The organism is Erythrobacter sp. JB2-19 (assembly GCF_057365005.1).
The window spans coordinates 569,592-595,172 of sequence record NZ_CP200290.1 but is presented as its reverse complement, the minus strand read 5'-3'; the positions used below and the strand labels follow the sequence as shown (position 1 = coordinate 595,172).

At 55.9% G+C, this 25,581-nt stretch carries 29 protein-coding genes, 2 tRNA genes and 1 pseudogene; 10 read left to right on the top strand and 22 right to left on the bottom strand.

The annotated features are described in order from the left end of the window. Window positions 1–19 precede the first annotated feature (19 nt). Genes AC0V6O_RS03030 through AC0V6O_RS03020 form a run of 3 tightly spaced genes read left to right on the top strand, consistent with a single transcriptional unit; the run spans window position 20 to window position 2,982 of the window. The gene (locus AC0V6O_RS03030; protein WP_486141444.1) at window positions 20–1,099 is read left to right on the top strand and encodes a Gfo/Idh/MocA family protein; all 1,080 of its coding nucleotides are present in this window, start codon (window positions 20–22) and stop codon (window positions 1,097–1,099) included. Between the two features lie 3 nt (window positions 1,100–1,102). Then, window positions 1,103–2,056, top strand: coding sequence for an aldo/keto reductase (locus AC0V6O_RS03025; protein ID WP_486141443.1), 954 nt, complete (start codon window positions 1,103–1,105; stop codon window positions 2,054–2,056). A gap of 8 nt (window positions 2,057–2,064) precedes the next feature. Further along, window positions 2,065–2,982, top strand: coding sequence for a TauD/TfdA family dioxygenase (locus tag AC0V6O_RS03020; protein ID WP_486141442.1), 918 nt, complete (start codon window positions 2,065–2,067; stop codon window positions 2,980–2,982). Here the strand turns inward: AC0V6O_RS03020 and AC0V6O_RS03015 are convergent. The 19 genes and pseudogenes from AC0V6O_RS03015 to AC0V6O_RS02925 all read right to left on the bottom strand — a co-directional run. Next, on the bottom strand, window positions 2,979–4,679 hold the full coding sequence (locus AC0V6O_RS03015; protein WP_486141441.1) for a solute:sodium symporter family transporter: 1,701 nt from the start codon (window positions 4,677–4,679) through the stop codon (window positions 2,979–2,981). The two genes, AC0V6O_RS03020 and AC0V6O_RS03015, sit on opposite strands and share 4 nt — an antisense overlap. 230 nt (window positions 4,680–4,909) lie before the next feature. After that, a complete protein-coding gene (locus tag AC0V6O_RS03010; RefSeq protein WP_486141440.1) occupies window positions 4,910–6,082 on the bottom strand; it encodes a LysR substrate-binding domain-containing protein in 1,173 nt (390 codons plus the stop codon). 38 nt (window positions 6,083–6,120) lie between these two features. After that, window positions 6,121–6,462, bottom strand: coding sequence for a 5-carboxymethyl-2-hydroxymuconate Delta-isomerase (locus tag AC0V6O_RS03005; protein WP_486141439.1), 342 nt, complete (start codon window positions 6,460–6,462; stop codon window positions 6,121–6,123). Between the two features lie 11 nt (window positions 6,463–6,473). Next, window positions 6,474–7,271, bottom strand: coding sequence for a 3-oxoadipate enol-lactonase (gene pcaD, locus AC0V6O_RS03000; RefSeq protein ID WP_486141438.1), 798 nt, complete (start codon window positions 7,269–7,271; stop codon window positions 6,474–6,476). Between the two features lie 22 nt (window positions 7,272–7,293). After that, on the bottom strand, window positions 7,294–8,178 hold the full coding sequence (locus tag AC0V6O_RS02995) for a dioxygenase family protein (RefSeq protein ID WP_486141437.1): 885 nt from the start codon (window positions 8,176–8,178) through the stop codon (window positions 7,294–7,296). A 21-nt stretch (window positions 8,179–8,199) separates the two neighbouring features. Beyond that, window positions 8,200–8,490 (bottom strand): muconolactone Delta-isomerase, encoded by a 291-nt coding sequence (gene catC / locus AC0V6O_RS02990; protein WP_486141436.1) that lies wholly within the window; start codon window positions 8,488–8,490, stop codon window positions 8,200–8,202. A 29-nt stretch (window positions 8,491–8,519) separates the two neighbouring features. Beyond that, entirely contained in the window at window positions 8,520–8,906 is a 387-nt protein-coding gene (locus AC0V6O_RS02985; RefSeq protein WP_486141435.1) for an enolase C-terminal domain-like protein, read from the bottom strand. Continuing rightward, window positions 8,825–9,661, bottom strand: coding sequence for an enolase C-terminal domain-like protein (locus AC0V6O_RS02980; protein WP_486141434.1), 837 nt, complete (start codon window positions 9,659–9,661; stop codon window positions 8,825–8,827). Before AC0V6O_RS02980 ends, AC0V6O_RS02985 begins: the two co-directional genes overlap by 82 nt. Next, window positions 9,658–10,617, bottom strand: a complete 960-nt coding sequence (locus tag AC0V6O_RS02975; protein WP_486141433.1) for a PDR/VanB family oxidoreductase — start codon at window positions 10,615–10,617, stop codon at window positions 9,658–9,660. Before AC0V6O_RS02975 ends, AC0V6O_RS02980 begins: the two co-directional genes overlap by 4 nt. After that, window positions 10,607–11,362, bottom strand: coding sequence for an SDR family NAD(P)-dependent oxidoreductase (locus AC0V6O_RS02970; RefSeq protein ID WP_486141432.1), 756 nt, complete (start codon window positions 11,360–11,362; stop codon window positions 10,607–10,609). Before AC0V6O_RS02970 ends, AC0V6O_RS02975 begins: the two co-directional genes overlap by 11 nt. Next, a complete protein-coding gene (locus AC0V6O_RS02965; RefSeq protein WP_486141431.1) occupies window positions 11,359–11,838 on the bottom strand; it encodes an aromatic-ring-hydroxylating dioxygenase subunit beta in 480 nt (159 codons plus the stop codon). Before AC0V6O_RS02965 ends, AC0V6O_RS02970 begins: the two co-directional genes overlap by 4 nt. After that, on the bottom strand, window positions 11,835–11,957 hold the full coding sequence (locus tag AC0V6O_RS02960; protein WP_486141430.1) for a hypothetical protein: 123 nt from the start codon (window positions 11,955–11,957) through the stop codon (window positions 11,835–11,837). Before AC0V6O_RS02960 ends, AC0V6O_RS02965 begins: the two co-directional genes overlap by 4 nt. Continuing rightward, window positions 11,957–13,111 carry an aromatic ring-hydroxylating oxygenase subunit alpha gene (locus tag AC0V6O_RS02955; protein ID WP_486141429.1) on the bottom strand — a complete coding sequence of 385 codons (1,155 nt, stop codon included), beginning with the start codon at window positions 13,109–13,111 and terminating at the stop codon, window positions 11,957–11,959. Before AC0V6O_RS02955 ends, AC0V6O_RS02960 begins: the two co-directional genes overlap by 1 nt. A gap of 1 nt (window position 13,112) precedes the next feature. Further along, entirely contained in the window at window positions 13,113–13,673 is a 561-nt protein-coding gene (locus tag AC0V6O_RS02950; protein ID WP_486141428.1) for a nuclear transport factor 2 family protein, read from the bottom strand. A gap of 11 nt (window positions 13,674–13,684) precedes the next feature. Next, window positions 13,685–14,059, bottom strand: a complete 375-nt coding sequence (locus tag AC0V6O_RS02945) for a hypothetical protein (protein WP_472640628.1) — start codon at window positions 14,057–14,059, stop codon at window positions 13,685–13,687. Between the two features lie 30 nt (window positions 14,060–14,089). Beyond that, the gene (locus tag AC0V6O_RS02940) at window positions 14,090–14,809 is read right to left on the bottom strand and encodes an acyl-CoA dehydrogenase family protein (RefSeq protein ID WP_486141427.1); all 720 of its coding nucleotides are present in this window, start codon (window positions 14,807–14,809) and stop codon (window positions 14,090–14,092) included. Then, complete coding sequence (locus AC0V6O_RS02935) at window positions 14,794–15,252, bottom strand: acyl-CoA dehydrogenase family protein (RefSeq protein WP_472640626.1); 459 nt, start codon at window positions 15,250–15,252, stop codon at window positions 14,794–14,796. Before AC0V6O_RS02935 ends, AC0V6O_RS02940 begins: the two co-directional genes overlap by 16 nt. 11 nt (window positions 15,253–15,263) lie before the next feature. Continuing rightward, a complete protein-coding gene (locus AC0V6O_RS02930; protein WP_486145476.1) occupies window positions 15,264–15,911 on the bottom strand; it encodes an amidase family protein in 648 nt (215 codons plus the stop codon). Between the two features lie 30 nt (window positions 15,912–15,941). Next, window positions 15,942–16,348, bottom strand: a pseudogene (locus tag AC0V6O_RS02925) (amidase family protein); the annotation flags it as partial. A 201-nt stretch (window positions 16,349–16,549) separates the two neighbouring features. Between AC0V6O_RS02925 and AC0V6O_RS02920 the strand changes: the two are divergent. From AC0V6O_RS02920 to AC0V6O_RS02910, 3 genes are all read left to right on the top strand, one after another. Then, the gene (locus AC0V6O_RS02920; protein ID WP_472640624.1) at window positions 16,550–17,260 is read left to right on the top strand and encodes a CoA transferase subunit A; all 711 of its coding nucleotides are present in this window, start codon (window positions 16,550–16,552) and stop codon (window positions 17,258–17,260) included. Continuing rightward, window positions 17,257–17,907: a 3-oxoacid CoA-transferase subunit B gene (locus AC0V6O_RS02915; RefSeq protein ID WP_486141426.1), complete on the top strand. Its 651-nt coding sequence runs from the start codon at window positions 17,257–17,259 to the stop codon at window positions 17,905–17,907. Before AC0V6O_RS02920 ends, AC0V6O_RS02915 begins: the two co-directional genes overlap by 4 nt. A gap of 90 nt (window positions 17,908–17,997) precedes the next feature. Continuing rightward, window positions 17,998–18,507 carry a MarR family winged helix-turn-helix transcriptional regulator gene (locus AC0V6O_RS02910; RefSeq protein WP_472640622.1) on the top strand — a complete coding sequence of 170 codons (510 nt, stop codon included), beginning with the start codon at window positions 17,998–18,000 and terminating at the stop codon, window positions 18,505–18,507. Window positions 18,508–18,544: 37 nt separating this feature from the next. Here the strand turns inward: AC0V6O_RS02910 and AC0V6O_RS02905 are convergent, their stop codons facing one another. Continuing rightward, entirely contained in the window at window positions 18,545–19,546 is a 1,002-nt protein-coding gene (locus tag AC0V6O_RS02905; protein WP_486141425.1) for an AraC-like ligand-binding domain-containing protein, read from the bottom strand. Between the two features lie 201 nt (window positions 19,547–19,747). Here AC0V6O_RS02905 and AC0V6O_RS02900 point away from each other — a divergent pair, with 201 nt between their 5' ends. The 3 genes from AC0V6O_RS02900 to AC0V6O_RS02890 all read left to right on the top strand — a co-directional run bounded on the left by AC0V6O_RS02900 (window position 19,748) and on the right by AC0V6O_RS02890 (window position 24,205). Continuing rightward, a complete protein-coding gene (locus AC0V6O_RS02900) occupies window positions 19,748–22,078 on the top strand; it encodes a TonB-dependent receptor (RefSeq protein WP_486141424.1) in 2,331 nt (776 codons plus the stop codon). Window positions 22,079–22,169: 91 nt separating this feature from the next. Next, window positions 22,170–23,186, top strand: a complete 1,017-nt coding sequence (locus AC0V6O_RS02895; RefSeq protein ID WP_486141423.1) for a carbon-nitrogen hydrolase family protein — start codon at window positions 22,170–22,172, stop codon at window positions 23,184–23,186. Then, complete coding sequence (locus tag AC0V6O_RS02890) at window positions 23,183–24,205, top strand: phenylacetaldoxime dehydratase family protein (protein WP_486141422.1); 1,023 nt, start codon at window positions 23,183–23,185, stop codon at window positions 24,203–24,205. The genes AC0V6O_RS02895 and AC0V6O_RS02890 overlap by 4 nt, the downstream gene beginning before the upstream one ends. 232 nt (window positions 24,206–24,437) lie before the next feature. Here AC0V6O_RS02890 and AC0V6O_RS02885 read toward each other — a convergent pair. Both AC0V6O_RS02885 and AC0V6O_RS02880 read right to left on the bottom strand, forming a co-directional pair. Beyond that, a tRNA-Thr gene (locus AC0V6O_RS02885) sits at window positions 24,438–24,513 on the bottom strand. Window positions 24,514–24,567: 54 nt separating this feature from the next. Continuing rightward, a tRNA-Cys gene (locus tag AC0V6O_RS02880) sits at window positions 24,568–24,641 on the bottom strand. A 148-nt stretch (window positions 24,642–24,789) separates the two neighbouring features. Between AC0V6O_RS02880 and AC0V6O_RS02875 the strand changes: the two genes are divergently transcribed. Next, the gene (locus AC0V6O_RS02875; protein WP_486141421.1) at window positions 24,790–25,569 is read left to right on the top strand and encodes an acyl-CoA thioesterase; all 780 of its coding nucleotides are present in this window, start codon (window positions 24,790–24,792) and stop codon (window positions 25,567–25,569) included. The last annotated feature ends 12 nt before the right edge of the window (window positions 25,570–25,581 follow it).

The following is a 25,581-nucleotide window of genomic DNA, read 5'->3' as shown; positions in this document are numbered from 1 at the left end:
GCGCAGACATGAGCCAGCCATGAGCGACACACGCAGATATGCGATCATCGGATGCGGCATGATGGGCCGCGAGCATATGCAAAACTTAGCGCTGGTTTCCGGTGCGGAGCTGATCGCTATTGCTGACCCCGATTCTGGGTCGCGCAGCGCCGCCGCCGCTCTCGCAAGCGAGCTTGGCCAGACCATTACCTGCTATGATGACAATGCCGCCATGCTGCGCGAGGCGAGACCCGATGCCGTCATCATCGCTTCGCCCAATTTCACGCACTACGACGTCGTTGCGCCAGTTATGGAGGCGGGCTGCGCTGTGCTGCTCGAAAAGCCAATGTGCACCAGCGTAGTGGATGCCGAGGCGCTGGCCAAAGCCGCGCGCGACTACGAGGGCCTATTCTGGGTTGGCCTGGAATACCGCTACATGCCGCCGGTCACGCGCTTTATTGAGCGGGTTCATGCTGGCGAAGCGGGCGATATCAAAATGCTGGCCATTCGCGAGCATCGCTTTCCCTTCCTGGAGAAGGTCGGCGATTGGAACCGCTTCAACCGCAATACCGGCGGCACTCTGGTGGAGAAATGCTGCCACTTCTTCGACCTGATGCGGCACATCCTACGCGATGAACCCGTGCGCGTTTTTGCCAGCGGCGCTCAGGACGTAAATCACCTTGATGAAACATATGGCGGCGAAACGCCGGACATTATCGACAACGCCTTTGTCATGGTGGATTTCGCGGGCGGCGCGCGCGCCATACTGGACCTGTGCATGTTTGCCGAAGGGTCTGAACAGCAGGAAGAAATCAGCGCCGCTGGCCCCATCGGCAAGATGGAAGTGAAGTTGCCACTTGGGCAAGTCACCTGGTCTCCACGCGACAAGTCTGGCCCGCACCGCGAGACTGTCGAAACCCCTGCAGATGCACTGGCTGCGGGTGATCACCACGGGGCAACATATTATCAGCTGCGCGATTTTCACGCGGCCTTGCTGAGCGGCGGCGATCCGCTGATCACAGCCCGCGATGGCTATCGCTCCGTTGTCATCGGCGCCGCAGCCCAGCAAAGCATCGCCACCGGCCAACCGGTCGAACTCAATTTCTCAGACGAAGGTTAGACTATGCCGCAGATCATGCCCCCGATTGGCTTTGGCCTTTGGAAAATCCCGCGCGAAGACACCGCCGCAACCGTGGTTGGGGCGGTCCGCGCAGGCTATCGTCATTTCGACAGCGCGGCGGATTACGGCAATGAGATTGAAACCGGCCAAGGCATCGCCCAGGCGATCAGCGAAGGTCTGGTGACGCGCGACGAGCTGTGGATCACCTCCAAGCTGTGGAACACATTCCACGCGCCCGAGCACGTCGAAAAAGCCTGCCGCAAATCATTGGATGATCTGGGCATCGAGCAGCTTGATCTGTATCTGATCCACTTCCCGATCGCTCTCGAATATGTGCCGATTGAAACCCGCTATCCACCCGAATGGGTGCATGATCCCGCCGCGAACTCTGGCATGAAACTGGCCAAGGTTCCGCTGCATACGACATGGGCGGCGATGGAGGCTCTGGTCGATAAGCGCCTCGTGAAGCAAATCGGCGTGTGCAATTACAACACCGGCTTGATCCATGATTTGATGAGCTACGCCCGGATCGCGCCATCCATGCTGCAAGTGGAAAGCCACCCGTTTCTAACGCAGGAAAAACTGGTCCGCTGCGCGGGCGCTTATGGCATTCCAGTCACCGCCTTTTCCCCACTCGGCGCTCAAAGCTATTTCGAGCTCAATATGGCTAGCCAAGAAGAGAGCGTTCTCGGCTCTGCCCCCGTGATGGTGGCAGCTCAAGCCCATCGCAAAACGACGGCGCAAGTGGTGCTGCGCTGGGGCGTGCAACGCGGCACGGCAGTGATCCCGAAGACCACCAAGCCGGAGCGGATGCGTGAGAACCTGGCCATTGACGATTTCGAACTGAGTCAGGTCGAAATGGCCGCGATCAGTGCGCTCAATCAGGATCGCCGATTTAACGATCCCGGCGTGTTTGCAGAGGCGGCATTTGGCACCTTCCACCCGATTTACGATTGAGCGACGCGATGAGTGAAACTCCAGAATTTCCAGCGATCATCACCGGCGGCGGCGATCTCAGCGCGTTTATCAGCGCGAATAAACCGGCGGTCGACGCGGCCTTGGACCATGCGGGCGCGCTGCTGTTTCGCGGGTTCGATGTTCCTGATCCCTTGGCCTTCGATGCCGCTATTGAGGCCTATGGCGAGACAGGTTTTACTTATGAGGATTCGCTCTCCAATGCGGTGCGCACCAATGTGACGCCGCGCGTTTTCACCGCCAATGAAGCGCCACCAGAGACCGAAATTTTCCTGCATCACGAAATGGCGCAGACGCCGCTCTATCCGGCAAAACTGCTCTTTTACTGCGAAATTGCCGCGGAAAGCGGCGGGGCAACGCCGCTGTGCCGGTCAGACTGGGTGCTCGATCAATTGCGCACCGCCAATCCGGAATTCATCGCGCGCGTGAAGGCCGAGGGCGTGCGATACACCAATGTTATGCCGGGCAGCGACGATGCAGGCTCTGGCCAAGGGCGCAGTTGGCGCAGCACGTTGAGCGTGACCGACCAAGCGGGCGCTGAGACGCGGCTGTCAGCGCTCGGCTATTCATGGGAATGGCTGGAGGATGAGAGCCTGCGCGTCACCACGGCGGCCCTGCCCGCTGTGCGCGAACTCGCTGCTGGCGGCACCAGCTTCTTCAACCAGTTAATCGCGGCATTCAGAGGCTGGGCCGACAGCCGCAATGATCCCAACCACGCGATCACTTTTGGTGACGGAGAGCCGATCACTCCGGAGGACATGGCCGACGCGATCCGTATTGCGGATGAGCTGACCCATGATCTGGCGTGGCAGGCGGGCGATGTGGCCTTGCTCGACAATTACCAGGTGATGCATGGGCGGCGGCCGTTCGCGGGCAAGCGCCGGGTGCTCGCCTCACTGATTGCCTAGGCGGTTCGCCGCGCGGCCATTACCCAGACGCCAAGGTTCGCGATCACCAGAGCGCTGATCAACAACCCGAACACGATGCCAGGCCCATTGATTGATGCCAGGCCCAGCGGCGAGAACAGCAGATAGGTCGCCACGACGCAGCTGAACAGCGTCACCGCCAGCGGCTTGGCAAAGCGCCACGGGGTGAGGTCGACCTTCTCGTCGCGGGTAAATTGCCACGCCTCTGCGCGCGGACGCAGCCAGCCGCAGGCCAGCATAATGCCAACCTCAATCCAGAACAGCACGGCATAGAGATGGATGAAGTGCAGCGTGATCACATCATCAAGCACAAAGCGGATGAGACCGTAGGTGACCACGTGGAAGATGATCACAAGTTTCGCGCCCAGCGCGGGCACGCGCGATGTGAACAGGCCGATGATCACGATCACCACGGTCGGGATATTATAAAAGCCGGTGAAGACCCGGATGATTTGCCACAGCCCCTCTGGCGAAAAATAGAGCAGCGGCGCGACCACAAAAGAAAACAGCGCGATCACCAGGCCGGCGATCTTGGCGACCCGCACCAGCTCCGCGTCACTCGCCTCGCCGCCGCGCGCGGGCGCATAGACATCCAAGGCAAACAGAGTCGCGGCAGAATTGAGCAGCGAATTGAAGGAACTGAACACCGCGCCCAGCAGCACCGCTAGGAAGAAGCCGGACAGATAGACGGGCAAAACGTCTCGGATCAGACGCGGATAGGCCTCGTCAATTGTGCCCAGCCCAGGGCCATAAAGGTGGAACGCGATGACACCGGGGATCATCATCATGAACGGCACCAGGATCTTGAAGAAGCCGGAAAACAGCACGCCCTTTTGTCCTTCAGCGAGGCTTTGCGCGCCGAGCGTGCGCTGGATCACATATTGATTGGTGCACCAGTAAAACAGATTGGCGAAGATCATGCCGGTAAAGATCGTGCCGAACGGCGTGGGATCATCCGACGCGCCAATAGCGTTCAGCTTCTCCGGATTTTGCGTCGTGATCTGGGCCAGGCCATCGCCGAAACTGCCCCCGCCCAGCGCGATCAGGCCAAACACGGGCACAAGCACGCCGATGATCAGCAAGCCTACGCCATTTAGCGTGTCGGAAATCGCCACCGCGCGCAGCCCTCCGAATATTGCATAGACCGCGCCGGTGACGCCGATCGCAATCACCGTCATCACCAATGCCGGGAAGTATGCAAGGCCAGTGAGCGCAGGCACGTCGAACAACAGCAAGACGGCAACCGAGCCAGAATAGAGCACGCTGGGGATTGTCACGAGGCCGTATCCAAGCATGAACAATACCACCGACATGCGCCGGACCACCGGATCGAACCGGTCATTGAGGAACTGCGGCAGGGTCGTGAAAGCGCCCGCGAGATATTTCGGCAGGAAGATAAGCGCCATCGCAATCGTCGCGACCGCCGCCGTGACCTCCCAGCCCATGCTCGACATATTGTAGCCATAGGCAGAGCCGTTCAGCCCGATCAGCTGCTCTGCAGAAAGGTTGGTGAGCAGCAGCGAGCCAGCGATAAAGGTCGCACCCAGCCCGCGCCCTGCGAGGAAATAGCCGTCTTTAGTGTCAGCGGTCCCACGCGTTTTCAGCCAGCTGATCCAGCCGACCAGCGCCATAAAGAACACACAGCTAAGCGCGGTGAAGAGCAGGTTTCCTGCGCTCACCCGGCAGTTGCCAACAATTTGGCATGGTGATCGCGCAGGGTATATTCGCCGAATTCAGGTGTCATATCGGGATCATATTGACTGGTTTTGGGGCTGAGCACCAGTATGCTTTCACCCGGTTCTGTCAGGCAAAAGCGAACTCGTCTCTGTTAGATATAGAGTACCCCCCTGGCCGCCTCTTTCGTCAATCAGGTGCAGTTAGCAGGTAACGCCGGACAAAATCTCCGCGCTTAGATCGAGACTGTACGGGCTATCTCCAGCATTCTTTTTTCCATCGAATGGCTCGCGCTGCCTTTCTTCCGGGCCAGGACGATGCGGCTCTCCCGTATAGTCGTGCTGAGTTCTCGTGAAACCAATTCCAAACCTCCATGAGAGCGAGAGTTTGCGGTTCGCGTCATAACAATTGCGAAGCCTAATCCCTGCGCAACCATCGCCCGCGTCATTTCCAATGAGGAGGATCGGTAGACCACTTGGGGTTCAATATTGAATTGGTGCAAGACGCTTTCCAACCGCACTCTACTCGATTCCTCACGAACCGATACCATCGGAACATTGGCTAGATCTTCAGGTTGGAGTTTATCCAGTTTGGCGAGTGGATGATTGGCCGACAGCAGCACATAGGGCTTCAGATCCGCAATCTGTTCAGTCTCAAGTTCCGGTGCGAGATCATAATCATACAGAAATGCAAAATCGATTTCGCCGGAAAGCAATGCAGTTTTCAACCGGCGATTGTCCCCCTCAACAAGATTGAGCGAAACCGGAGTGTTCGCATCGCTAAGCCTTCTCATGATGGGCGGCACAATTGTTGGCGCAAAGGTGTGGAAGCAACCTATCGATACCGGAGCAAATTTATCTCCTTCGTCCGGCTGTCCAATTTCGATCGGCTGAGCCGAACTGTAAGCACGATTGGCGTAGGTTAAAGCGCTGCCGGATTCACCGACTTCGACATGCTGGACTTGCCCAAAGATGACATAGTGTGAGCCGACTTTTTCAGTCAAAGATACCTTGCAATCAAATGCCACCAACGCGCCAATTGCTGCTGGCGCGCCCGTCTCAAATTGTTGCCATTCTGCACAATCGAACTTGTCTGATAGCTGATCATTAAATCGGCCGGCGAATACGTCCGACACATATGACTGATGATCGCGCAGGACATTGACGCAAAAAACGCCGTTCTCAAGAATTATTTTGGCAGCGGCACTGGCTTCGTTGACGCAAACCAGCAGTGTCGGTTTTGGCGTATCTGCTGACACAGATGACATCGCCGAAACGGTCACTCCCGCACGTCCACCGGGGCCATCAGTGGTTACCACATTGACCGTGGCAGCAGCCAAACTCATCCCGTTAAAGAAGCACTGTTTGAGCGCCTCGACGCTATCATCTTTCTGTTTGGTGTCAGACATACTGCACTCCTGTGGGATCTGATGGTAAGCGTGAACGCCTAGCTAGCGCGCTTGCGATAAGTATCGGGGTCTGTTTGCCTGATATCGACCGTCACTTGATCCACATCAGGCAAGAGATCGGCAGCGGCATCGAAAATCTGGTTACTAAGCCCTGACAGGTCGGCCTTTGGCCGCCCGGCCATCAAGGCGACGCCGATATGGACAAAGGGTTCTACATTCGCCCCTACGCGGTAATGATCGAGAGGGATCGCCCGCAATTTCACATTCGGCAGTTCGATCACATCGGATCGGTCCGCAACGCCGATCAGCGCATCGATGAGTTTCCCTAACCTCGCTTCATCCAAAGCCGGGCGGCTGTATTCTATCGTTAGATGAGGCATGCTGCGTACTCCTAGTCGTGTTCGTGAATGAACTCAGATACGAGCTGGGCAAATTTCTGCGGTTGTTGAAAATTGACCAGATGCGCGCCGGCAAGCATGGCCAGCCGAGCATCGGGCATCTGAGACACCAGAAATTCCGAATGGGAGACAGGGGTTGCATGATCATCCCTACCGGCAATGACAAGCACGGGCCCTGCGTTCAGACGCGCTGATGCTCGCAAATCCATATCACGAATTGCACCGCAGCAACCGGCATATCCCATAACGTCTGTGGATAGGAAGATGGCGCGAAGGCGGGCAATCTCATCGCCGCTTTCCGACTGGTATTTTGGCGTAAACCAGACATTCTGCGTTTTGTCCGCAATCGCCTGCATCCCGCCTACGCTGACGGTTTCAATCCTCTCCTGCCAACCGGATGGAGGCCCCATATAGGCACTCGTCGCGGCCAATGTGATCGATTTGAAGCGATCCGGCGCGAGCCAGCCCAAACGCTGGCCCGTCATCCCGCCAAGAGAGAGACCGCAAAAGTGGGCACGCTCGATTGCGAGAGCATCCAGAATTTCTATCACATCAAGTGCCAAGCGATCGATGGAATACGAACCAGGCGGGCAATCAGACCCTCCATGGCCGCGCGTATCGTAACGAAAAATGGAGAATTGCGATGACCAGCTCTCTATCTGCGGTTCCCACATCGACATGTCAGTACCCAACGAATTGGACAGCACAAGGACAGGAGCACCCACGACGGGGCGATAGTCGATAGCGATCCTCGTCCGGTCGCTTGTTTCGATATGGCTGGGAGGTTTCACCTGACTTATCCCTGACCTGGCATCAGGCGGCTGTCCGAACGCGGTCAGACAGCCTGTATGCGCCAACCTCGTTGGGAACGAGTTCAAAGTCGAAGGTGATCGCGGCCCCGTCTTCAGAGCGCGTCAGCGAGGGGATCAGCTCATCGCGGGTTGCATAGGCAAAGTCATCGTGCACCAATGGGTCATCAGCGATATTGATCTGTGTGGTGAGGTGGCGGAAACCCTCAGCGCGCACGAAATAGTGGATGTGCGCAGGACGGCTGCCATGACGCCCCAAGGCCTTCATCAAACGATCCGTCGTTCCTTCGGGAGGCACGCTATATCCAACCGGCATGATCGAACGGAAACTGTATGTGCCATCTGCGCCGGTTTTGATCTTGCGGCGATTGTTGAACGGACCTTGCTGTTCAGTGGGGTCGAAGTGCGAATAAAAGCCGCGCGTGTCAGCATGCCAAACGTCGAGCACAGCGTTGGCAACCGGGTTCCCTTCCAAATCGCGCACGGTGCCATTTACGATCAGCACTTCCCCTTCGTCTTCGCTGTCGCTCATAACGGCGTGACCGTCTGACTGCGGTGCGCCTTCCACGAATAGTGGGCCTTCGATGGTTCGCGGTGTGCCTCCGCTTAGACCCGCCTCTGCATCCGCAGCATCCATCAGAACATCCATATAGTGCTCCAATCCGATGCCCGGCACGATCAGGCCATACTCATCGGCGCCAGCACCCAAAAAGTTTACAGCATTCCAAAGCTCGCTCTCGCTCACATCGTGCTTTTCAATCGTAGCGCAGATCGCGGACACGAGATCGTAAACAATGCTCTTCACGCGCGGGTCACCGCCATCTTGATCAAGTCCGGCGACTCTTTTGAGCAGGTTCTGGACATGCTCGCTCTCGTAAACGTTGGGCATCGGTTCTCTCCCTGATGAATGCTATTGGTCGTTGGTGTGGATTGAGGACGGATGGCGGCACAGCGCCGTGACCTTCACGTCCATATATTTGTAAAGCGGCAGGCCGATCAGCAATTCGTGGAGCGCGCCAGGGCCCTCGACATCAAAGATACTGACATTTGCGTACTGACCCGCGACACGCCAAAGGTGCCGCCAGGTGCCCGCTCGTTGCAGCTCTTCTGCACGTGCTTTTTCGGTGGCGACTTCCTGTTGAAATGTCGTTTGATCAATACCGTGCGGCACGTTGACCGTCATTTCGACCATGAACAGCATACTTTATCCTTTGTTTGACTGGGGCCGCTTCATGTCTCGGCGCATTCCGAAACAGCAGCTTCATCGATCTCAATGCCAAGACCTGGTCCCGTGGGCACGACCAGCGAAAAATCGTCGTAGGTGAGCGGCGTAGTCAGGAAGTCTCGCGTCAACAGCAGTGGGCCGAACAGCTCTGTGCCCCATGCGATGTTGGGCAAAGTTGAGAACAGATGAGCAGATGCCGCAGTGCCAACGCTGCCTTCCAGCATTGTTCCGCCATAAAGTGACAGTCCAGCAGCTACGCCAATCCTGGCGACGTCCCGGCAAGGTGTAAGGCCACCAGCCTGCGCAATCTTTAGGGATATCGCATCAGCAGAGCGGCTGACGCAGATCGCAAGAGCCGACTCCACACCGCCGCGTAGCGCTTCATCCGCCATAATCCCAGCGGTCCCGAGCGAGCGCAGTTCACGCGCGCCAGCATGGTCTGCCCCCGCATCGGTTGCTCGACAAGCTCAACCCCCGCCTCCGTGAGAGCGGGAATGACCTTCTGCGCTGTTGGCAGATCCCATGCCTGATTGACATCCACTCTTATGCTGGCCTGCTCGCCCAGCGCATCACAAATCTTGCGAACATGCGCCAAGTCGTCCTGCCAGTGGTTTTTGCCGATCTTGAGTTTGAAGATGTTGTGCCGCCGCGCTGCGATCATCTCGCGCCCTTCGGCAATATCCCGCTCTGTATTGCCGCTGGCCAAAGTCCAGGCGACGCTCAGCCGGTCATGCAAACGGCCCCCCAGCAATTCGGAAAGCGGCATTTCGGTGTGCTTGCCCAGACAATCGAGCAGCGCCATCTCAACCGCACATTTGGCAAAGTAATTACCGACGCAGCTTTGGTTTATTGCCGCCATCGCCAACGCAGGGCGTAGGATCGGCCGACCGATCAACATATCTGCAAAGTAGCGATCAATCGTTAGCTTGATGCTGTCAGGGCTTTCGTCTGCATAGGCGAGGCCGCCAATTGTGGTTGCTTCTCCCCACCCAAAATCCCCGTTTGAAGTGGTGATTTTCACCAGAACGATCCTCTGCTCAGACGTTGTCGCCATTGATAAAGCGTGCGCGCGGATTGTCGGGATGGAGATGATCCAGCTTTCGACCCGCTCAATCGTGGGACCATTTGAGGCAAGCGGATTGCTCATAGATCGAGCACTAGTTTTTTCGATTTGGCCCGCGAGCAGCAGACCAGCATAAGTTCGCCCTCTTCGCGCTCTTCATCCGATAGATACTGATCGCGGTGGTCGATATCACCCTCGATCACGTCGGTCAGACAAGTGCCGCAAATGCCCTCTTCGCAAGAAACAGCAATTTCAATTCCGGCTGCACTGAGCACTTCGGCAATGGTTTCGTCTTCGCCAATCGCGAATATCTGGCCGCTTTGTGATGCCTCAACTTCGAAGCTGTCCCCTGATGTGTCGACATCCGCGCTGAACAACTCTTTATGCAAAGCGTCGTCAGCATACCCGTGCTTTCGACCCAAATCGAACACGTGGTCCATGAACCCGTCGGGCCCGCAGGTGTAAATGTGATGCCCGTCCAAATGCGCCGGGATGTCGCCTGCCGCAAAAGCAGGATGCGCGTCTGATCTACTGCAATGCAAGTGGACTTGCGCGGCGAAAGGTGCCCGTTTGAGTTCACTTTCGAACGCGGCTTTACCCGGATCGCTGATGCAATAATGCAGGGTAAACGGCGTGCCCTTCTCATGGAGATCATAGGCCATCGCGATCAGCGGCGTGATACCAATTCCTCCGCCCACCAATGTGACATGCGTGGCATCATGTGCGAGCGGAAAGAGGTTCTCTGGCGCCTTAATTTTGAGCGTATCACCTTTTGAAAGGCGCGCATGGAGCGCCTTAGATCCCCCGCGCGAATTCTGGTCTTTAAGAATTCCAAGGCGATACAACCCAGCCGAGCACGGAGCGCCGCAAAGCGAATATTGCCGCGTCAGCCCTTCTTCAATCAGAACCTCGACATGGGCGCCAGCTGAGAACGGAGGCAACACCGCGCCATCGGCAGGTTCCAACTCGACGATCATCACTCCCGAAGGGTGGTCGATCCGGCTTGCAACTTTGGTCGAGATGACAGGCTTAGCGGACATAGAGCCCCCCATTTGAGTCCACAGTTGAACCCGTCATCGAGGACGCTTGTGGCGAAGCCATCAGCTTTACGATGGCGGCAATGAATGCTGGATCACCGAGTGTCCCAACCGGGATTGAAGCGGTCACAGCAGCCAGTTTGTCAGCGGGCAGAATTTCATGCACCAGCTCCACATCCAGCGGGCCTGGTGCAATGGCATTTACCGTCACACCTTTTGCAGCAAGATCCCGCGCGAACACTTTGGTCAGTGTGGCAATTCCACCTTTCGACGCAGCGTAATGCGCTCCGGTAGCGGCTCCGCCATTCTGAGCGGCAAGCGAGGAGAGATTGATGATCCGGCCATAGCCCTGATCAGCGAATGCGCGCCCGAAGACCTGGCAGCCTAGAAATGTGCCACGCAGATTGACGTTGGTGACTTCGGTAAATTCTTCCGGCGTAATCTCGAACAGAGGCGTAGTCTTGGTGATGCCGGCATTGTTGACCAGCACGCCCACACCGCCCCACTGATCGCTCACATCGCTCAAGGCCTGTTCGAAAGCACTCTTGCCAGACACATCGAGAGTGACCGGCATGGATCGCAGACCCGACGGATCAATCGCTGTACAGGTCGCCTCGGCGCGTGCCCGGTCCAAGTCGCTCGCCGCCACACGATATCCGGCAGCGACCAGCTCTCGAGCAATCACCTGGCCCAGACCACGCCCAGCCCCTGTTACGATCGCGACATCGTGATAATCAGGAAGGCTCACAGCAAATATCCAATACCGTTGACTGAATCCTCGCTATTGGCGAGCCAGACAACCTTTTGCGCGATCTGAAGGCCGTTTGGACCGCGAACAAGGCGGTAGTCGACATTGGCCGCAACGGTCCGGCTGTTATCACGCTTGTGCTCAATCAGAATTTGCGCGGCGCGAACTTCAATCGCGTTATCGCTCTGATTGGATACGGTGAAACGCGACACAGTTCTAACGGTGCTGGCCGCCGTCAGCGCGGACATGGAAAAACTGCTCTTCAGCCGTCTCACCCGCATGTCTCGCATACTCTGATCGTCGTAAATGTAGTTCAGACTGTTCGCGAAATCATCGCAGTCTTTCTCGATTGGGATGATGTAGAGGCCATCATCTGACCACACTTTGAGCCACTCGTCATAGTCCTGACGGTCAAGCAATTCTGCCTCTTGCCAGATCAGTGCGGTCGCTTCGTTGAGTTGAATTGAAGTGCTCATGCCTGCATCATCCGTTTCCACTCGCCATAGGCGGCACGCATTCCAGTTTCGGCGCTGACATCACCACGGTTTGAACCACCAGGGCCGTTGCCATCGCCATCAAGACCGCGATTGAGCATTATCCAAAGGTCAGGCCCGGCTTGCGAGCCACGCTGAACGCGTTCCCACGCTTCGGCATCGTCGGTGCTGCCAAAACCCATCGGGCCTTGGAAATGTTCGTGCAGCCGCAGCCGCATCTGGTTGGCGGCCTCAGGCCCGCCTTCCATGGTGATCGCAATATGACGGATCTCTGTCTCTTCGACTGAAATCGGACGCAGAGCCCGGAAAATGCCATAGAACACGCGATGTTCGGGAATAAATTCAGGTTGAACCCGGTGCCGCCGACTGCCCGCACGATGCGGCGAACCTCTTCTTCGCTGTGTTCCTTGCGCAGCTCTTCGGCGAGCTCTTCAAAACGGTCAGGTATCGGATCATCCAGATTGGCATCGAGATCTACCAGTTCAGGGATCATCACCATGACTGAATGGCCATTGCCGAGATCTTCGACATAGCCGTCGCCATCAAGGAAGGAGAACAATTCCTCGGCTTGCGAATCCAGCGAGTTCAGGAACGATTTGTGGACGACCGGAAAGTGATAGGCGTCGGTTGTGTTCTCAAGCTGGATTTTCCAATTGCCTGGGAAACGAAACTTATGCTCGCCGCCGGTGGAAACGGGATATCCGCCGCCCTGTTTCATAAACAGGTCAATCCACGGCTTTGCCTTGCCCAGAAAATCATCAAGGCTTGGCGCATCATCGTTATGCGTTGCGAAGATCAGCCCATTATAGCTCTCGGTCCGAAGGTTAATCAGACCGTATTCGGACTTATTGAAGCTCGCATCGTAGCCATCCGCCATCGGCACACCGCGCAAAGAACCATCCTGCGCATAACCCCACCCATGATAAGGGCACACAAAGCTTGCCGCATTGCCTTTTTTCGCTTCACACACCGTTGCCGCGCGATGACGACAACGATTGAGCAAAACGCGAACAACACCCTTGCGGTCGCGTGAGACGATAACCGGCTGCATGCCAACATGGGTGGTGATGAAATCGCCCTTGCCCGGAAGCTCACTTTCATGCGCAACCCAGACCCATGTCTCGCCGAAGATCTTATCCATCTCCACGTCGAAAATGGCTGCATCATTGTACAGGGATGTGTGCACACGATCATGCTGAACCAGGTGGTCAAAATCAAACTCCGTAGAGTTTTGACGGGTGAAAGCAGTGGCCATTTCAGTCCCCTTTTTCCGGTGTTGAATTGGGAGTTGGGATTTTGGAGTCGTTTCTCCATTGTCCCTCGATCTGACGGTCGAGCAGATTGGTCGTTAGGAAACGATCAATTCGCCACGCACCGTCCTCAAATACGAAACCAAGCTTGAGCTGCGCAGCGAGCACGAAGCTCTCGCCGCACGCAAAGCTTGGCATCTGCAACATCATCCAGCTGCCCTCGGCCGTTTCGCCATCAACGTTGATGGTTTCACTGGTGAGAAAATGCGCGTTGGAGGCAAAATGTGGTGGTTCGGCATAACCACGCAGGAATGCGACTATCTCGGCTCTGCCATTGTGCACGCCAAATGCCTGCTCATAGCTTGCCCCGCCGCCAAGCCACTTCGCATTCTCGCCAAAGAGACTGCCAAGCTCATCGAAATCGGTATGGGGATCGAGGTCGTCGCAAATCTCCATATAGCGAGCGACAAGACCGCGGATCGCACTCTCTGCCTCAAGCGCAAACAACCGGCGCTCCAGCTCAGCCAGACGAGCATGATCAGTTAAAGAAGATGACGGGCTAGACATCACGCGTGCGCTCAACCGTTCGCGTATTGCTCAGGCACTTCGAGCGCGCGGCCCATCCGCGCCTCGACCCGGCAATATTTCCAAAGGCGATACTCACCGATCTCAATCGTGCGGAACAGATTGCATGCTGCGATAACGCTGTCGCGATCGGGCATGTCGGCCATGATGTAAGCGGTCCAAGGATAGCCGTCGGGAGACGTTCCCACCATTGTCTCGTCATCGTCGAGCATGCCGAGGACTTCGACGCCCTCCATCTGGTTGATGCGTCCCATCATCTCGCCGAACGCGCTCCAGACTTTCCCGATCTCTGAGGAAGGCAAATCGAAGAATGGTTGCAACACGGCAATGCACAAGAGCGTGCGAATTTTCTTAGGCTGTTCAGTCATGGCAATCCCTTTCAATATGGTCCGTTTGGCTCAAGCGTATCCAGGGATCGGCGGTTGCCCGACCAGAACCTTGCCCGCGTTCATAAAAGATCCTTCATTGAGGAAGGCGTGCTGCGCCGTCACCATCGCGTCAGCGAGATAGCGGGACAGAGGATTGGCGTTGAAAATGCCCATCGTGCCGGTCATCTCGAAACAGGCCCGTGCGACCTCCGCCCCCGTGCGCGCGGCATGGGATGAAGCCAAACGCAGACGCATCATGTCATCACGCGTCATTTCCTCGCGCGCTTCCGACTTTGCCCAGATTTCATCGCTCAATTCATAAAACCAGCTGCGCGCTGCACACAGCTTTGCCTCGCATTCGCCAAGATGGATTTGAACATTGTCACGGTCGCCAAGTGTCGGCGCGCCGGTGATGGATTTCGACTTGTCGGCAATGCCAATCACGTGGTCGACTGCCGCACGCGCAATACCCAGATTGCAGACCGCCAGCACTTGCGCCGAAATCCCCAATGTCGGGTAATCATAGGCAGTCGAATTGATAGTGGGAGCCGCGCCTCTTACCAAAATCCAGTCATCCGGCACAAAAACGTCTTCAACAACCAGATCATGACTGCCAGTGCCGGTCATACCCAGCGTATCCCAAGTTGGATCGATCGTGACCTGATCCGCCGGCATGACCGCCATCAGCGGCAAAGGCGGGCCATCCTGCCCTTCAATACTGATGCCGACCCCAATCAGAGAGGCCCCCATGCACCCGCTGCCGAAGCTCCAACGTCCGCTGACCCGGACCCCGCCATCCACCTTCTTCGCGGGTTGGGGGGAAATACCGCGCCTGCGAAGACGATATCAGGCGTGTCCGCGTAAATTTTCGACAGCGTCTCTGGCGGGAGCGATGAAAGATATTTTGTGGCGAAAGCAAAGCTAGCCACCCAGCCCACCGATCCATCAGCCTCAGAGATGCGTTCAATGATTTGAAGGAAATCGCTAGCTGGCATTTCACTCCCGCCGAACTGAGTCGGAACGAAAGCGCGATACAGGCCAATAGCTTGCAGCTCCTCGATCACATCCTTGCTGACATGGCGTTGATCACGAAATTCGTCGCGCCGAGCCGCAATGTCTTCGAGGAGAGCCTCAAAACGTGATTTATCAATGAACTCTGATGGCGAGAATTCTTTTGCATCGGAAATGTGCATGATTGCTTCCTTCAGCTTTGAACTGTGTTGATTTTGGAGGTGTGGAGCGGTGCAAATTTCTGTGCCGCCGCGATCAATGTCTCGTCTTCACCCTCACGGCCGACAAGCTGGAGGCTAACCGGCGCGCCGTCGATCTCGCCAACGGGCACACTCAGGGCCGGATGTCCGCTGACATTGAATGGTCGGCACAGGGCGGTCAGCGCCAGCATCTTCATCAGATCACCAGCATCCTCAAGGCGCGGCGGCAGCCCGGCAAGCGTAGGCAGCGCGACAATGTCGACAGCCTCCAGCGCTTTATCCAGTTCAGCCGTAAATTCGCCGCGCACACGCTCGGCCTGCACCAATTGATCGTCGCTAACCTGCCCTGCCTTTGTCAGACGGTGGGCAATATCTGCGCCCAGCTTTCCAGTAGAAATCAAATGGCCGAACGCATTGTGGGTTTCCCGCGCAATGATTGTGAGGCCGGCCTGGTTAGCATCATCAAAAGCATCAAGCGCAATGCCTTCATGGATCGAACCGAATGCGTCCTCAACCGAGCGCCAAACCATTTGCGCAACGGCTTCTTCTGCCGCAGTTTCAAGCCAGCCAAAGCGGATTTGGTCGATTGGAGGAAGTGGAGAAAACTCAGGATCGATACACTGCATCGCTTTGTGCAGCATCCCAGCATCGCGCGCGAACGGCCCAACGCAGTCCAGCGAAGAAACCTTGGGCGCGCAGCCCGCTCTGGAAATACGACCGAATGTCGGCTTCAGACCAAATATGCCGCAACAGGCCGCTGGAATTCGGATCGAACCGCCTGTATCTGTACCAATTGAAAAATCACACATTCCGGCTGAGACGGCCACGGCGGAACCACTCGATGACCCCCTGGTATCAGAGTCGGATAGTGGGGATTGCACGGCGTACCGGACCAATCGTTGATCCCAGTCACACCATAAGCAAGCTCGTGCAGATTGGTCTTGCCAGTGATACTGCAATTCGAATCAAGCAGATTTTCAACGATCCGGGAATTTGAATATGCTGGTTTTTCAGATATTAATGCCGCACTGCCTGCTGCACTCACCGCTCCAGCAAGATCAATTGTATCTTTGATCATAACCGAGAAACGCCCGTCACCAACCCTAACCCTTGCAGCCAAGACCGAGTCGGCCTGACCATGCAGCGAGTCGTTTTCAACTGCCATAGGGGTGGAAATCTGGGTCAATTTGCATCCTCAAAGATAAAACTTGATTAATCACGTAAATTGATCCAAGCGTATTGGCAAGCAAAAAATAGATGTGAAGCAAATGAGGGTGTCTTGAAGAAAAAGGTTTTCGGAAACGCAGCAGATGCACTGGCAGGGATCGCCACCGATGGCATGACTGTCATGGCGGGCGGATTTGGCCTGTGCGGGATGCCGGCATCATTGATCGAAGCCTTACGAGACACAGGCGCTAGCGCGCTGACTTGTGTGTCCAACAATGCAGGAACCGATGGCGAAGGCCTCGCCCTGCTTCTCTCAACCGGGCAAATCCGAAAGATGATTTCATCTTACGTTGGAGACAACAAACTGTTTTCTGACCTCTATTTGTCAGGTGCGATCGAACTGGAGTTCTGCCCCCAAGGGACATTAGCCGAGCGTTGCCGCGCAGGCGGCGCCGGAATTGCTGGCTTTTACACGAAAACAGGCGTCGGCACGGTCAATGCTGAGGGCAAGGAGATCCGCCAATTTGATGGTGTCCCTCATGTCATGGAAACGGGCATCGTCGCTGATCTGGCGCTGGTGAAGGCCGAAATCGCAGACGAAGACGGCAACCTGATCTACCGCAAGACCGCTCGTAATTTTAACCCTGACATGGCGATGGGTGGGCGCATTACCGTGGCCGAAGTTGAACAAATCGTCCCCGCCGGATCGCTGGACCCAGATCACATTCATACGCCAGGCATCTTTGTTCAACGTGTGGTCCAAAGCACGCGCGCCAAACGCATTGAAAAACTGACTGAACGCTCGAAGGAAGTCGCACAATGAGCTGGAGCCGTGATGAAATGGCCGCAAAGGCTGCCGAAGAGATCGAGGATGGATTTTATGTCAATTTGGGCATTGGCATTCCCACTCTGGTTGCAAACCACATTCCGGCGGACCGAGATCTTATCCTCCAATCCGAAAACGGCATGCTCGGAATGGGGCCCTTCCCGTTTGAAGGAGAGGCAGATCCTGACCTAATCAATGCGGGCAAGCAAACCATTACCGAACTCGACCGCACATCTTATTTCAGCTCATCGACATCCTTCGCGATGATCCGCGGCGGCCATATCGATCTTGCAATCCTTGGGACAATGGAGGTCGCCCAGAACGGCGATATCGCCAACTGGATGATCCCGGGCAAGCTGGTCAAAGGGATGGGCGGCGGCATGGATCTTGTCGCTGGTGCGAAACGCGTGGTTGTGATCACCGATCACGTCACAAAATCAGGCGCGGCAAAACTGATGAAGCAATGCACGCTGCCTCTAACTGGGCAAGGCGTTGTGAAGCGGATCATTACCGATTTGGGCATTTTCGATGTGAAGGGCGAAGGATTGGCAGTCGCCGAAATAGCGCCTGGCGTCAGCCGTGAGCAGATCCAGAAGGCGACGGATGCTGCCTTGCTGGCGTGGCCAGACAAGGAATTGGCATAGCCGCCTGCGCGAACCGACTGGCAACGCTTTTCTTTTTAAAGTTTTGCCGCCATAGACAAGTTGATCTTTCAACTAAAGTTGAGAAGCCTCGTGAATTACACAACACCTGATGTCGATACAGCGACTAGGGATGCATATGCGACCGACGGAACCGAGAACCCAAAGTTCGATGTCCAAACATGGCCATTCTATTGGCTCATTCGCACGCATGACCGGTATCTTGAGTTTCTGGAGGCAGGCCTCAAAACCGTAGAGCTTGATGTTCCTCACTGGCGGGTCCTTATGCTGCTGTCGGGCGACCGCGCGCGCAGTGTCAGCTACCTCGCCAAGGAATCTTGCATCAAACTTTCGACAATGACACGGATTGTCAAACGCATGCAGACAGAAGGGTTGGTTGAGACTCGCCAGCGCGCCTCGGATGCGCGGGTGACCGAAGTCTTGCTGACGCGCAATGGCAGGCGGGCACGGCCGCTGGCCTGGCATCAGGCAGACCGTATCTATGGGATCGCTTTCGACGGAGTCGAAGCCGAAGAGATCGCTCAACTCAACGGAACGTTGCAAAAGATCGCGCGCAACTTAGCGGGCGCCTCTGAGAAGTAGGTGGGCATTTCCGCAAATCGGACCTAAAAGACGGCCATCAATGCGCTTGGCCTCCACCGCCATTGCTAAAGCCCCTTTGCTTCACCCACGCTCGCGGACTTGTCCCATAGGCCGCTTTAAAGGACCGGCAAAAGTGCGTGTAGTCGGCAAAACCCCAACGATAAGCAATCTGACTGAGAGTTTCGCTGCCGCCGAGGTTTGATTCCATGTCCATCCTCGCCGCATCGAGCCTTTGCGCCTTAATCCAAGCAGTTAGCGATTGACCATCCTTCGCAAATAGATCTCTCAAATAGCGAGGGGAGATGTTGCATCCCGCGCTGACCATTTGGGGATTAAGCGCCTCGTCCTTCAGATTGTCGAGGATAAACCGTTTTGCGCGCTGCAGATGCTCGATACGCGGCTGTGTGATATCATTTGCGGTGGAATCGAACCTGGCGCCCAGCGCAGTCGAGACAAGACTGGTCAGGCTCCCGAAGACTTGGGGCCGCAGGCCTTCAGGCAAATTTTGCCCAACCGACAGCAATGTTTTCATATTCTGGGCAATAATTTTTGTCAGCGCATCTTGCCCATTGAGACGGATAGGAGCTGCGCCCGCCAACCATCGACAGCGTTCGTGAAAGACTTCTTTCGGCACCTGAAATACCGCTTGCTCAAAAAACGTGTCGAAACGCAGCTCATACGGGCGGTCACTATCGACAAATGTGATGTCACCCTCTGCTAGTTTGATTTCTTCCTGATCTTGCCAGATGGCCCCTCTACCAGCCGTTTGGCAGACAAAAATGTATGACGAGCCATCGCCGGCTCGAATAGCCTTCCGGCTACGTCGGACAATCTGGGATCCTGCACGCACCAGAGCGATGCCGGTACGCCCGGACCGCAGCAACTCAATCTGGCCCGTGAACTCGTTATCTTGCAACAACTCCGTTTCCAGCGGCAAGAAAGCCGCGTTGACCAAACGATTCCAATGTTCGCCGCGCCTGGATGGCACCACCGCTTCTGTGGTGAAGCGATCAAGCTGAGATAGGGTTGCGTCGGTCAAGTTGCCATCCTTACAAATTCATTACGTGAATATTCAACATTTTGCGCCGCCAGTGTCAAGTTTCACGGAAAGCATGAGCTAGGTTGATGATGAAGAATCGCGAAAGCACTGGCGATTCTGTCCAAATAAGTCGGCGAACTTTCGAAATTGATTGAGGGCGTAACAGCGGGCTTACCAGGCAGGTTAGAGGGAGTGACTTAAATGACGAGAAACACACATCTAGCGGCAACCGCCTCACTATTGGCATTGGGTTTTGCTGCAAGCAGCGTCCACGCTCAGGAAATTGACGGCACCGATCAAACACAGCCTCAAGAAGAAGCGGAACGAGGCGGCATTAATACGATCGTCGTGACCGCGCGCCGGCGTGAAGAGAACATTCAGGACACACCAATCTCGATCACGGCGTTTGGTGGAGAAGCTCTTGAAAGCCGGCAAATTTCAAATGTCGGCCAGATCTCTGACGTTACGCCGGGTTTGACAATCAATACATCAGCCGCATTTTCCGGAAGCTCTGCAACACCGGCGATCTTCCTGCGCGGTGTTGGCCAAGTTGACTTCTCGCTCAACACAGACCCCGGCGTCGGTCTGTATGTTGACGGTGTCTATATATCGCGCGCGGTTGGCGGGCTCATTGATCTGGTTGATATTGAGCGGATTGAGGTTCTGCGTGGACCGCAAGGCACATTGTTCGGCCGCAACACGATTGGCGGCGCTGTAAACGTCACTTCGAAACAGCCGGACGATGAGTTTGGTGGCCGCTTGAAAGTGACGACCGGATCCGATGACCGGTTACAGGTTCAAGGGCTGGTCAACATTCCTTTGGGTGAAAACCTGTCTTCGCGCTTTGCGGCAAACTACCACAAGCGTGACGGCTATGTCTTCCGCCCCAATGTTGGGGATTTCCTAGGCGATGATAACAGCTTTTCCGCTCGCGGCACGCTGGCCTTTGACAACGGGCCGTTGCAGCTGACCCTGTCTGGTGACTATTCACGGCGGCGCGAGGCTTCGGCGCCCTTTATCATCACAGCGCTAGACCAAGACGCTCCTTTCGCAGGGTTTCACAATGCTGTCGTAGCTCCAGCAATCGACCCCACTCTTGCCTTTCCATTGGGAATGATGGGGCCGCCGAGCGCCTGCTTTATCGGCGCAAGCAATCCGGCTTGTTTTAACGAGCAGTCTGTTTCGGTCGGCGTGCCTGGCATAAATCAGGGCACTGGAGATTCCTTCTCTGACCTTGATGTCTTCGGCGTATCATTCACCGCTGAATATGAGTTGTCAGACGCAATCACTGTAAAGTCCATCACGGCTTACCGCGACCTCGACAGCAATTCCACAAACGAGCCAGACAGCGCACCTGTCAGTATCAATTCGACGGTCGACAGCTTCGTCTACGAGCAGTTCAGCCAAGAATTGCAATTGCTAGGCACAGCGTTTGATGATCGGTTGAACTGGATATTGGGCGGCTATTTCTTTGCAGAAGAAGGCACCAACGAAAATTTCGTGAATTTTTCCGTCATTGAGATTCTCAGCGGCGGCACCGTCGAAAACCAGTCGATTGCTGCCTTTGGTCAAGCGACCTACGAAATCACCGATAGCCTGAGCCTGACCGCAGGTTTACGCTGGACTAGGGATAAGCGCGATTTTAGCCCCGAACAGCGCGTGCTGCGTGACATCGCGACGGGCATTCCTGAAGGCACGCCGATACTTCCGGTTGTGACCGCATCCACATCCACCACAAAAGTGACGCCGATGGTCAATGTCCGTTATGAATGGACGCCAGATGTCTCGACCTATTTCACCTATTCTCAGGGCTTCAAATCGGGTGGCTTCACTCAGCGCGTTTTCCCTCCAATCTTCCCTGAACCTGGTCAGGATCCAGTTGATGCCATTCCTGCCTTCGATGCAGAAACCGTCGACACGTTTGAGATTGGCCTGAAATCGCAGCTTCTCGACAATACAGTCCAGTTGAACGCGGCCGCCTACACCACAAAGTACAATGACCTTCAGGTGAATGTGCAGCTTGGCATCGCGCCGACCACCCAGAACGCGGCTGAAGCAACGATCAACGGGGCGGAATTGGAATTGCTGATTCAACCGGTTGATGCATTCCAGTTTAACTTGGGTGCGGGCTATATTGACGCGAAATACGACCGATTGGACGCAGGCGTCGTTGGCATCACTCTCGACAGTGCCCTTCCAGGCACTTCGGAATGGACGGTCAACGCCGGAGCCCAATATACCGCCGAGATCGGTGACCTTGGCTCGCTGACGTTCCGCGGCGACGTAAGCACGCGCAGCGAGTTCTTTTTCGATGCAAACAACGAGGTCGGACAAGACGGCTATACAACCGTGAATGTTGGCGTGACTTGGGACAGTCTCGATGGAATGTATAGTGCCAGCTTTTTTGGGACCAATGTGACCGATGAACTCTATGCTGTTGCTGGTGCATCGATTCTCAACCCCGGCGGTTTCCAACAGAAACTCTTCGCGCGTGGTGCCGAATGGGGCGCGAGCGTAACTGTCAATTTTTGACGAATTGAGGTGACGGATCGTTCAGGTGTACGAGCAAATGCAACCTGCGATCCGTCATTGCTGTGATCGTTCGAATTAGAAAGTGGAAGCAATGAGCAAGAGATTACCCATCACAGTCGCTGCCGTGCAGGCCGCCCCGATTTTCTTCGACCTCGATGCCTGTCTGGATAAAGCAAAGAAATTCGTCGACGATGCGGCGAAGCAGGGTTGTGACCTGATCGCGTTTGGAGAAGCCTGGTTCCCCGGTTACCCATTCCATATCTGGCTCGGTGCACCCGCGTGGGGGATGCAGTTTACCACTCGCTATTTCGAAAATTCTGTTGAGGTGGGGACACCTGAATTTGAGCGTCTGTGTCAAATGGCGCGTGATGCCAATATCATGATTTCGACCGGAATTTCGGAACGCTCGGGCGGCAGTTTGTACCTGAGCCAAGTTCTGATCGGTCGCGATGGATCGATTGTGTCTCTGCGCCGTAAACTCAAACCAACCCATGTCGAGAGATCAGTTTTTGGGGAAGGCTACGGCGCGGATCTCGTCGTTTCGGACACAGACATCGGCAGAGTTGGCCAGCTTTGCTGTTGGGAGCACATCCAACCGCTTTCAAAATATGCCTTGTATAGTCAAAACGAAGAAATTCACATTTCCGCTTGGCCTGCCTTTGTCGTCTATCGTGAGAACGCGCATGCGCTGGGCGCCGAAGTAAACATGGCCGCCTCTCAGATATATGCTGTCGAAGGTCAATCCTTTGTCGTGGCGGCAACGAGTGTGATCGACCAAGCTGCGCTCGACTTTTTCAAAGTTGGTGACGAAGTTCCGCCATTCATCGAGCTCGGCGGTGGGTCATCTATGATCTTCGGACCGGATGGTCGCAAGCTAGCAGAATTCCTTTCTGAAACTGAGGAAGGGTTGATTGTGGCAGAGCTCGATTTCGATCAGATTGTGATGGCGAAAGCCGTCGCGGACCCCGCCGGTCATTACTCAAAACCAGAGGCCACACGTTTGCTGCTCAATCGCGATCCAATCAGACCTGTCGTTTCACCCGCCGAATATGCGGCCGAAGACACTTCTTCGTTTGAAACAATTGGTGGTCAGGAGGCCTCTGAATGACCAATATCGGGCCTCGTCGTAAGGCACCGCCGGTTGCAAAACCTGAGGGGTTTGAGCCTCCATACGACGCGTTTGAACCGCGTTTCCGGGATATTGACGATCTGGTTCTGGTGACTTTCGGGATCGAGAATCGCGGCAGCGATGATACCGGTGCAAAGGCCCGCCTCTTGACTGAACTGGGCCATGAAACCGGTCCCAGTGTGCTAGAGCATGGACGTGTAAAGACCGGCTTCGGGCCAAATTGCGAAGTTTGGTTCGCCTATTGGAAGAGCCAATCGCAATATGACGCATGGCTAGCTGCTTCAGAGATTGAGGCCCTGTTCGAGGATGATGCCTTTCTGACTGGTCATGTCGGGCTGTGGCGCGAATATTGCCGTATCTCGCTCGATCATAACGAAACTTCAGGCTCCCGTGCGGAGAATGTCAGCGGTATAGCCAATATGGCCGATGCGATGGAGATCACGCCTGACCATGCATATTGGGGCAGCTGCCGCGATAGGATGGTTGCAACGATTGATGATCAGTTGGCAGCTACCGGGGGCGTATCTGACGTGCCAGCCGGTTCATCGCTGGGCCGCAGGGTTAAAGTGCAAGCGCCGGCGAATGCGTGCCTCATTAAGACAACGCAAGATCTCGCCATGATCAATGATGAACAGTTTGCGAAGTACAAAGCGGATGTCGAACCCGCTTTGCACCGAGGGCTCACTCATATTCGTGAGCATGGAGCGGATACCGGTTGCTTCGGCATGCGCTTTATTGAGGAAATCGGCGGTGCGGAGGCCCCGCAACCACGCACTGTGGGACTCGGCTATTTTGCTTCGCTGGGTCATCTTGAAGAATGGACTCACCATCACCCCACCCATCTTGATATTATGGCCCAATTCGGCGGTATGGTGGAGCAATTCCAGGGGCAGCCGGGCCTGCATTTGTGGCACGAGGTTTCCGTGTTTCCAGAGGGCTGGCTGACCGGTGATTATGTGAATTGTTCTGCCGATGGCACTTTGATGGCTTCGGCCTGATTTCCTTGCTCAGTGCCGATGGCACTGCGAAGCTACAGCGAACTTGTCTTAGTATGGCAGAGTTTTGGCGCGGCGCAGCTGAACGCGGGTCGGGCAGTGAGGTTTTGACACTCAGCCAATGCAGCTGAGCGAAGGGTCTTGTAAGTTTGACCCAAGTAGTTCCTGCACAACTTCTGCTATAGAGAGTATCACAGACTCTTATCAATCATTGTGTTTCAAACACTTAAAAACGTGGTGCCGCTTAGAGGACTCGAACCTCTGACCCCATCATTACGAATGATGTGCTCTACCACCTGAGCTAAAGCGGCGCCGGTGGGTGATAGTGGCGAACCACCCAGATATGTATCTTCCCAAGGGAAAGATGGAGGCCCGAGCCGGAATCGAACCGGCGTACACGGATTTGCAATCCGCTGCGTCACCACTCCGCCATCGGGCCAACCCTTTTGGTCTTACGACCTGCGGAGCGCGCGCACTAGCGATTCGCGGCGGCAAAGGCAATGCGCCTTGTGCCCTTTGCGCGAAGCGGCGAGTTTCCGTAAGGGCAATCTGGACGCAGGCACTTTGGCGCGGCAGAGATGATAGCCATGACTATCGCGAGCCTTCTCGAACCGATCACCGGCAAGCCCGGCCCCGCCCGCCTGGAGCATGCCAGCGACTGGATGCAGGGACGCACTCTATATGGCGGCGCGTCAGCGCTGGTGGGATACACCATGGCGGTACGTGCCTTCCCCGATCTGCCCCCGCTAAGGGCCGCGCAAATCGGCTTTGTCGCGCCGATCGGCGAAGAGATCGAACTGAAGGCTGAAATTATCCGGCAGGGACGCAATGTCACTCAAGTCCGCAGCGAAATCTTAAGCGAAGGGAAAGTCGCGCTTACCGGCTTCTGGCTGTTCGGTACCGGCCGCGATCCCAATGCGCTGCGCCCCTCCAGCCCGCCAGACGATTGGCCCGGCCGCCCTGAGGAAGCGGCCCAAGCGATGACCGGGCAGGCGCCTGCCTTCATCCAGAAAAATTTCGATGTGCGTTTTGGCCAGGACAAAGGCAAAGACCACGGCGCGACCGTGCGTCGATGGGCGCGGCTGACCGAAGACCACAGCCTCGACGCCGTCAGCCAATTGGTGCTGATGGGGGACGTGATGCCGCCCGGCGCGATGCGGATTATGCAGCGAATGGGGCCGATCAGCTCGATCAACTGGTCGTTTAATGTGCTGGAACCAGAGGCAAGCAATCCCGATGGCTGGTATCTGGCCGAAAACGCCAGCCAGCACGCCGACGATGGTTATTCCTCAGAGCGTCTGCGGATGTGGAACAGCGAAGGTCGCCAGATGCTGGACGGGCTGCAATGCGTCGCGGTGTTTGGTTAGCACAGCAGGCTG